General features: G+C 40.9%; 9 protein-coding genes. 4 read left to right on the plus strand and 5 right to left on the minus strand.

Features of this window, described 5'->3' with window-relative positions; genetic code table 11:
• Positions 1–128 precede the first annotated feature (128 nt).
• Positions 129–773, minus strand: coding sequence for an NfeD family protein (locus ACGTNI_RS19640; RefSeq protein WP_085508887.1), 645 nt, complete (start codon positions 771–773; stop codon positions 129–131).
• 125 nt (positions 774–898) lie between these two features.
• Here ACGTNI_RS19640 and yqfZ point away from each other — a divergent pair, with 125 nt between their 5' ends.
• Positions 899–1,270, plus strand: a complete 372-nt coding sequence (yqfZ, locus tag ACGTNI_RS19645) for a protein YqfZ (RefSeq protein WP_085508888.1) — start codon at positions 899–901, stop codon at positions 1,268–1,270.
• Between the two features lie 186 nt (positions 1,271–1,456).
• Positions 1,457–2,551, plus strand: coding sequence for a flavodoxin-dependent (E)-4-hydroxy-3-methylbut-2-enyl-diphosphate synthase (ispG, locus tag ACGTNI_RS19650; protein ID WP_085508889.1), 1,095 nt, complete (start codon positions 1,457–1,459; stop codon positions 2,549–2,551).
• A gap of 37 nt (positions 2,552–2,588) precedes the next feature.
• Here the strand turns inward: ispG and ACGTNI_RS19655 are convergent, their stop codons facing one another.
• Both ACGTNI_RS19655 and ACGTNI_RS19660 read right to left on the minus strand, forming a co-directional pair.
• Positions 2,589–2,996 carry a hypothetical protein gene (locus ACGTNI_RS19655; RefSeq protein WP_085508890.1) on the minus strand — a complete coding sequence of 136 codons (408 nt, stop codon included), beginning with the start codon at positions 2,994–2,996 and terminating at the stop codon, positions 2,589–2,591.
• Positions 2,997–3,868: 872 nt separating this feature from the next.
• Positions 3,869–4,570, minus strand: coding sequence for a lytic transglycosylase domain-containing protein (locus tag ACGTNI_RS19660; protein WP_085508891.1), 702 nt, complete (start codon positions 4,568–4,570; stop codon positions 3,869–3,871).
• Positions 4,571–4,760: 190 nt separating this feature from the next.
• Between ACGTNI_RS19660 and ACGTNI_RS19665 the strand changes: the two genes are divergently transcribed.
• Entirely contained in the window at positions 4,761–5,048 is a 288-nt protein-coding gene (locus ACGTNI_RS19665) for a DUF2624 family protein (RefSeq protein ID WP_394464201.1), read from the plus strand.
• Positions 5,049–5,088: 40 nt separating this feature from the next.
• Here ACGTNI_RS19665 and ACGTNI_RS19670 read toward each other — a convergent pair whose 3' ends face one another.
• Positions 5,089–5,982, minus strand: a complete 894-nt coding sequence (locus ACGTNI_RS19670) for a deoxyribonuclease IV (protein WP_394464202.1) — start codon at positions 5,980–5,982, stop codon at positions 5,089–5,091.
• Positions 5,983–6,008: 26 nt separating this feature from the next.
• The gene (locus ACGTNI_RS19675; RefSeq protein ID WP_085508894.1) at positions 6,009–7,328 is read right to left on the minus strand and encodes a DEAD/DEAH box helicase; all 1,320 of its coding nucleotides are present in this window, start codon (positions 7,326–7,328) and stop codon (positions 6,009–6,011) included.
• A 213-nt stretch (positions 7,329–7,541) separates the two neighbouring features.
• Here ACGTNI_RS19675 and ACGTNI_RS19680 point away from each other — a divergent pair, with 213 nt between their 5' ends.
• Positions 7,542–8,492 (plus strand): 4-hydroxy-3-methylbut-2-enyl diphosphate reductase, encoded by a 951-nt coding sequence (locus ACGTNI_RS19680; RefSeq protein ID WP_394464203.1) that lies wholly within the window; start codon positions 7,542–7,544, stop codon positions 8,490–8,492.
• Positions 8,493–8,620: the final 128 nt, after the last annotated feature.

The raw sequence follows: 8,620 nt of genomic DNA on the forward strand, positions 1-8,620 counted from the left end.
CTTTAATTTTATCAGAGGTTGTCCTTATTTTCTTTATTGAAAATAAAAGAAAACCATAAAAAAGTGGTCGGCATCATTTTGATGCCGACCACTTTCCGTTTAATTTACTGGGTTTTGTCCCAGCCTCATTATTTTTTCTCTTCATTTATTTTCTTTGCTACTAAAATTTTCGTACCATCGACTGCTTCTACAACAATAGAAGCACCCCTCTCGATCCACTGTCCATTCGAAACGGCACTATAATTCCTTCCGGCTATATTTATGGTGCCGACCGGACGCATATCCGTCTGTGCAATCCCTTCCTTATTGAGCAAATCGCGATACGTTTCATTCATTGTATTATAGCCTGCTTCTGTTGATAACTGGTCAATTAAGGTTATTTTGGACCACATATCTCTACGCTTAAATGCTTTTAAGAAAAATAAGGAGCTTGCAGAACCCAATATTACCCCTATTATTCCGTACAATCCGGCTACCCAGTTAGGTGAGCTGAAACCGACAGCAATAATCATACAAACTCCACCGATGGTAGCCAATGTCCCATCATTAATAAGTTTGCCATCTATAATAATCAAAATAAGTCCAATCAGGTAAATGAACATCATAATAATAAACATGCTTGGGGAAAGGAAGGAATAAAAATAAACGGTGATGAACCCTAAACCTACAATTCCAAATATCCCACGTGCGTTGACAAGCAGCTCACCAATCAAAAATAAGGTACCTAAGAATGTAATAACAAAGCTGACCCAATCATACTGTAAAATTCCCACTTCATCACGCCCTCTCCATACTATATAGATATATACGAATCAAATTTAATTTTGTTTCAAACAAGGAAACTTTTTATTCAAAGGCGAATAGAACATATATATCTTCTTCGGGGGTGACCTGTTGTATGAAAAAGTTCGGTTTATTTATCTTTATCTTACTGCTTTTAGTTAGTTTATACAAAGACTTGACTGTTGGCACAACAATAGTGCGTACTGAAACCGAAAAAAAGCCTGCAAATATCGAATATCCTCCGCCTTCACAAGCTGAAATTCTCGATCCACCACTCCGATACGAACAGCAAGTGCCAGTGAAGGTAAAACCTGGCGATACAGTCCTTTCTATTATGGAACAGCTCCACAACGGGGGCTATCACCATTCTATTGAAGATATGCTTCATGACTTTCAACAATTGAACCCGGGAACTGAACCTTCTTCTCTCTCCATTGATAAAGTTTATTACTTTCCCTTATACGAAAATGAACAAGCAGAAAGATAATCTAAGTAATCTTACTTCTCATTTTAAACTTTAGGCCTTATAATAAAGGATGGTGTTATAGTAATCCGGCTTGTCGCCGATATATTACTACGAAAGTCTTTGACTTAATTCCACTAATAAAGGTAAACTTTCTTGAAGAATAGAGAATTACACTTCAATGTGAACAAACAAAGGAGCGTTTCACTTATGGCAATTACGCATAGAAAAGATACCCGGCCAGTCAGAGTCGGCGATTTGATAATTGGTGGATCAGACCAGGTAGTGGTACAATCCATGACCACCACCAAAACGCATGATGTAGAAGCTACCGTAAATGAAATACATCGCCTGGAAGAAGCCGGCTGTCAAGTTGTAAGGGTCGCATGTCCGGATGATCGAGCTGCTGACGCCATCCCGGAAATTAAAAAACGCATTAACATCCCTCTTGTTGTCGACATTCACTTTGATTATAAAATGGCCTTAAAAGCCATTGAAGGCGGAGCAGATAAAATCCGAATCAACCCTGGTAATATCGGTCGCAGGGAAAAGGTGGAAGCTGTAGTAAATGCTGCTAAGAGAAAAGGCATCCCTATTCGAATTGGGGTCAATGCTGGTTCCTTAGAGAAGCACATTTTGAAAAAATATGGCTATCCAACCGCTGATGGAATGGTGGAAAGTGCCTTACATCATATCAAGATTCTCGAAGACCTGGATTTTCATGACATCATCGTTTCTCTAAAAGCATCCGATGTGCAGTTGGCAATCGAGGCATACACGAAAGCTGCGGAAGCGATCAAATATCCGCTCCACTTAGGAATTACAGAATCAGGCACACAGTTTGCCGGCACTGTCAAAAGTGCGGCAGGTTTGGGAGCTATTTTAAGCAAAGGTATTGGCAGCACACTACGAATTTCTCTTAGTGCGGACCCTGTAGAAGAGGTGAAGGTCGGTCGTGAACTTCTCAAATCATTTGGCCTTGCTGCTAATGCAGCCACTCTTATTTCCTGCCCCACTTGCGGACGGATTGAAATTGATTTGATTTCCATTGCAAATGAAGTGGAAGAATATATTCAAAACATTAAAGCACCTATAAAAGTAGCTGTATTAGGCTGCGCGGTTAATGGGCCGGGTGAAGCTCGTGAAGCGGATATTGGTATTGCCGGTGCGCGGGGTGAAGGATTATTGTTCCGTCATGGCGAAATCATCCGAAAAGTACCAGAGGATATAATGGTTGATGAATTGAAAAAAGAAGTCGATAAATTAGCGGAAGAGCATTACAAAAAACAAAAGCAGGAAGCATAAAAAAGTGAGCCCAATCGGGCTCACTTTTTTAATTATACTAAAACGGGCTGAAGAACAGTGACAAGAGGATGGAAGCCACACCAATGAAGATTGCTGTATTTCCTAAGGTTTCTGCTCCTCGTTTTCTGGAGATGAAACCAAGTACAATCCCTGCTCCTCCTAAAAGGATGGGAGCAAAAAATAGAGACAATCCAGCAAGGATTAATGCTAACCAGCCCATACCGGATTTCACTTCTGTTTGCATTTCTGTCTCTTGTTCTTCAGATCTCATCGCTTCATTCGGGCTCATCGCCAGTTCCTGGGCGAATTCTTCCTCATATTCCTCTTCCCGATAAGGCTCGTCATGATAAACAAGTCCTTGTTTTTCTTCCTGCCTGTGGTCATCTCCATAATGAGGTGCTTTTTCCACCTCATCATAGGTTGAGCGCTTTTTGGAATCATCCATGCTGACACCCTCACTTTCTTTATGGAGATTCCTTAATATTATTTGCAGGCAGCACTTGAACTTACATGGTAAATATTACAAAAGTCCTTATTAGCTTCTTTTACAAAGAAAAACTTCCTTAAATAATTGCTCTCTGTTAAGCGTTGTTATTGATTTTCACAAAAGGTTTATTCAACAAAAGGGCTGAAAAGTCGAAGACTTGATTTCGAGATGATTGTGAGAGTTTAGGGGCGATGGGGAAGGATTCGCTTTCCAGCTCCATCACCTAGACACTCGCGACATAAGCAGTCCATCAACGGGAAGAAAAATCACTTCCCTTTTGATGTTCTGCTTATGCGTGTCGTGTCTCCCAAGGTGATTACGCATTAATTTCTTTCCGCGGGGAAGACGGAAAGCCTCCTCGAGCTATAAGCTCTGCGGGGTCTTGCCAGTCTATCCTTTCCCGCAGGACATTGAATTTCATCTTGACTAATCCCACGCACGAAGAAAATGCGTAGCATTTTTGAGGAGTTTCAACCTTCCCCATCGCCCCTTACCATAAAAAGTTCTCGAAATCGCCTTGTGGGACAGACCCATCATAATGAAAAAGGCGATTTGCCCTTTATAGTTGCCCTAAGATAAAGGTTTTAGTTATACACCTTTTGAAGGGTCCGTTTGTTCCATAACCGGTTGGAAGGGCAGGGAAACGGCGAGATCCCGCAGGGCTTTTTTGCCCGAGGAAGCTCGCCAGATCCCCCGCAGGAAAGCGAGTCGTTTCCCAGCCCATCCTTTCCCAATCATGATAAAGGGCCCAACTATATCAAGACTGAGTTTTAGCAGAGCATAAAGTACAAAAAGCCGGGAAGACCTTTGAAGGTTCCCGGGCTTATCTGTTAATTTGCAGAAGCGAAAGTAGGGTGGGTTTCTGCATTTTCTTGAATTTCAACAGCATACCAGCTTCTGGCGTGGCCATTCTCTTTTTTGTAATTTTCTAACCCACCTACTCCTCGATGGTAAGCGGTCAAGGCTTCATCCCAGTTTCCATATTTTTCGTGAAGATAATCCAGGTAGATAAGGGATAATTGCATGGAATAGTATGGGTCGAACAATAATTCATCTTCATACGGCAGTCCTCCCATATCCGCAATCCATGGTGCCGTATTTTTCATGAATTGAGCCATTCCATAAGCTCGTCCATATTTTGTTGATGGGCCGACCAGTTCAGGATTAAAAGTTCCTCCTGTCTCCACGTTCAAAAGTTCATATACTAAAAATGGATCGATTTCGTAACGCTCTGATTCTCGAACGAGGAACATAGCCCATGACTTCTTAAACCTTCCTTCACTTTCTTTCACTAACCTGTCCGCATTAATCTCCAGCTCCTGCCATTTATAATGCCCTTCTTCTAATTTCTGTGACTTTTTTGGTGTAGCAGACTTGGCACTATCTGCCACAATTCTTTCTTCCCTTTCCTTATCATTTTCTTCTGCAGTTGTTTTAGTATCTGCTTTGATTATATGAAGAACAAAAAAGAATAAACCGACAAGCAAAACGGTAGCTCCTAATTTAAAAACCTTTTTTATTGTTGATAGCATAATATCACTCCTTACGATGAGTCACTGGCTGTTCCAAATGGAACAATAGATAATTGGACTCATCAAACGATACTAACGGACTAGTTATGAGAAAGCAATTCAAATACACTACATTCCTGAACTTACCATTCACGTTTCCATTATGTAGGAATACGGTGTAAAGAGAATAACCCTCAAGGAGGCGGTCCGTATGAAAAAAGAGATGGCACAACATATAGTTACCCAAAAATTAAAGCAGCTAACCGTAAAAGACATTATTAAATATAGTAATATGTACCAGATAGATATTAGTCGTCAGGAAGCAGAGGATATTATCAAGGAACTGAAAAGTAATAAACTGAATCCTTTAGATAGTAATGAGCGTTTAATGATGCTAAAAAAATTAGCAGCCATCACAAGTCGTGATACAGCTAATAAAGTAAATCGTATATTAAATCAAATCGCCAAGGAATACGGGGTCAGTCATTTACTTAAATAACAAAAAATCACGCTCTCCTTTTTAAGGGAGAGCGTGATTTTTATTGCTCCACGATCTTTTCTTTTAACTTTTCATCGAATTTCTTAGCTTTTAACATTTCAATTTCAAATTTATATGGAGGCTTTTTATTTTTCTTATCTTCGCCTACATATGGGGTCTCCAATATTTTAGGGAGTTCTTGTAACTGCGGATGATGGACGACGTAACTTAGTGCATCGAAACCGATGTGACCGAAGCCGATATTTTCATGTCGGTCTTTTGCGGCTCCGCGCTCGTTTTTACTATCATTGACATGGATGACTTTAAGACGATCGAGTCCGATGATTTTATCAAACTCTTCCAGTACCCCATCAAAATTATTTACGATATCATAACCTGCATCATGAATGTGACAAGTATCCAGACAAATAGATAATTTATTGTTCAGCTCGACTCCATCAATGATTTTAGCTAACTCATCAAAAGTTCTGCCACATTCCGACCCTTTACCTGCCATCGTTTCTAATGCGATTTGGGCTTTTTGATCTTTATGCAGAACTTCATTTAAACCAGCAATGATTTTATCTATCCCTTGCTCTGCTCCTGCCCCTACATGAGAACCAGGATGAAGAACAATCTGATCAGCACCGATGGCTTCTGTCCGCAGAATTTCATTTCTAAGAAAATCAACGCCTAATTGAAATGTTTCTGGTTTCGTCGTATTGCCAACATTGATAATGTATGGAGCATGGACCACGATATCCGAAATTTCATTCGCTTGCATATGCTCTATTCCTGCCTCGATGTTCAGCTCCTCTATTGGTCTTCTCCGTGTGTTTTGAGGAGCACCAGTATAAATCATAAATGTATTGGAACCATAAGAAGCCGCCTCTTCACTGGCGCCTAAAAGCATTTTTTTCCCCTTCATAGAAACGTGTGACCCTATTTTAACCATTAACAACGACACCTCTGCAATCTATATTATTTCTTTTTAAAATTGTTTCTCTTTAGCTTTTTCATATTTTTTTCTGCTTGTCTCTTCATTTTCTTTTTATAACCAGGCTTCACTTTTTTCGGTTTCTTCACCATATTCCATGCCTGCTTTTCTACCGTTGATTCCTGCGTTTTTTCACGTTTTTGTCGCTCATTGTGCGCTTTTACTTCTTTCCATTCTCCATTACGAATGTCGTAGTAAGTGAAGGAAATACCTTTTTTCTCTAACCGTTGTACTAAAGGAAGATTCTCATCTGTGAACAGATTGATCGCCGTGCCTTCAAGTCCGGCACGAGCTGTCCTTCCCACACGATGGATATAGAATTCTTCTTCCTTCGGCATCTGCGCATTGATAACATGACTCACTCCCTGGATATCAATGCCTCTAGAAGCCAGGTCAGTTGCTACGATATACTGATAGCGCAAATTTTGCAATTCCTTTAACATTCTTTTTCTTTCACGCGGAGACAGCCCCCCGTGTAAGATACCGACCTCTAAACCTTTTTCCTGTAATTCACGTGCGAGGCGGTCGGCATGTTCTTTTCCATTTGTAAAAATAATCGCCAAATAGGGCTGTATCACTTCAGAAATGCTGATAATCATATCTGAAGCAGAGCGGTGACGCAATGGGATCAGCCGGTGCTCCATATTAGCCGGAGAAGGCGTTTCATCTTTAATATGGATATAAGTTGGGTTGGAGAGATATTTTTTCAAAAACGGCTGCAAGCGTTCCGGGATAGTAGCTGAGAATACAAGCAGCTGTACCTCCGGACTCATGCGAATTAGAATCTGATCGACATCGTCTATAAACCCTAAGTCCAGCATCAAATCGGCTTCATCAAGTACAAAAGCATTCGCCTGATGCAAATTCAAAGCTTCCTCTTTTACCAAATCCAATATACGACCTGGCGTACCGACGATAATATGCGGCGGTTCCTTTAATTTTTCCATTGTTTTCTGTTTATCTGTCCCGCCAATCAGAAGCTTAGCCCTCCAACGATGATCCTTCTCGGCATAGTGGATACTTTTACGCACTTCATCATAAATCTGGATAGCCAGCTCTCGTGTAGGAGCAGTGACAACAAATTGCACATGATTTTTCGTTTCATCTAATTGGTTCAATAGAGGGAGCAAATAGGAATGGGTTTTTCCCGATCCAGTATGGGACTGTCCGATGATGCTCTCCCCACGCAAAGCTGCAGGTATGACTTTCTGTTGAATCGGAGTCGGTGTGGTGAACCCATATTTAGTAATAATTTCACTGACTACCGGATGGATAGCAAATTGATTGAACTCATGATTTTTCATTTTATTACTCCTTTTTTAGAGACAAGTCCATGATAGATGCAAACTGAACTTAGCCATTGAAAAAAAAACTTCCTTCCTCATTATAGTAGACACTGCGCACAATTGCACGTTTCTAAACAGCTCTTCTTTGTCATCTTCCACTTTTCCCTTTATAATGGAATTGATGTCTGGAAGAATAAAGATTTATTTTAAGCAGAGGGGGAACCAACCAGCATGGAAGTAATTAAAATCGCACCGCGTGGTTATTGCTATGGGGTAGTAGATGCCATGGTAATCGCACAAAATGCATCCAAAGACCCCAATTTACCCCGTCCTATCTATATATTGGGTATGATTGTGCATAATACACACGTAACGGAAGCTTTTAAAGACCAGGGAATCGTCACACTGGATGGAAAAAATCGTTTAGATATATTAGAGGGAATTACTGAGGGCACCGTTATTTTCACTGCTCATGGTGTTTCACCGGAGGTCAAAGAGCGTGCAAAGGACAAAGGTCTTACTGTGCTTGATGCGACCTGTCCTGATGTAACTAATACACACAACTTGATCCGTGACCGTGTAAGCGACGGTTATGAAGTCATTTATATCGGTAAAAAAGGACATCCTGAGCCAGAAGGCGCCGTTGGTGTAGCTCCAGGTAAAGTGCATCTCGTGCAAACGGAAGAGGATGTCGAACAGTTGAGTGTTGAACATGATAAGCTGCTGGTGACTAACCAGACTACGATGAGTCAGTGGGACGTTTATGATGTCATGGAAGAAATCAAAGACAAATATCCCCACGTCGAACTTCATCAGGAGATATGCATGGCAACCCAGGTTCGTCAAGAAGCTGTAGCAGAACAAGCAAAAGATGCAGACTTGACCTTGGTCGTTGGGGATCCGCGAAGTAACAACTCCAATCGATTGGCTCAAGTTTCTAAAGAAATCGCTGGTACGGAGGCATATCGAATTGCTGATGTAACGGAAATCCAATTAGAATGGCTGCAAGGTGTAGAAAAAGTGGCAGTAACAGCAGGCGCTTCCACACCTACTCCAATAACCAAAGAAGTTATCAAGTTCATTGAACAATATGATACGGAAAACGAAGACACTTGGATTAGAGAATCAAAAGTCGAGCAAAAGAAAATTCTGCCAAAAGTAAAAACGAAGAAGAAAGCCTAAAAAAGAGGCTGGGACATAACTAGTCGAAAATAGTAAAAAAGGGTTCCGATCATCGAATTTTGATGATCGGAACCCTTTTTGGTTGAATTTATCCCATGCCTGGTTGGATGGCTTCCGTTCCTGGCTGT

The sequence above is a fragment of the Thalassobacillus sp. B23F22_16 genome (assembly GCF_043496955.1).
GTDB classification, from domain to species: Bacteria; Bacillota; Bacilli; order Bacillales; family Halobacillaceae; genus Thalassobacillus; species Thalassobacillus devorans_A.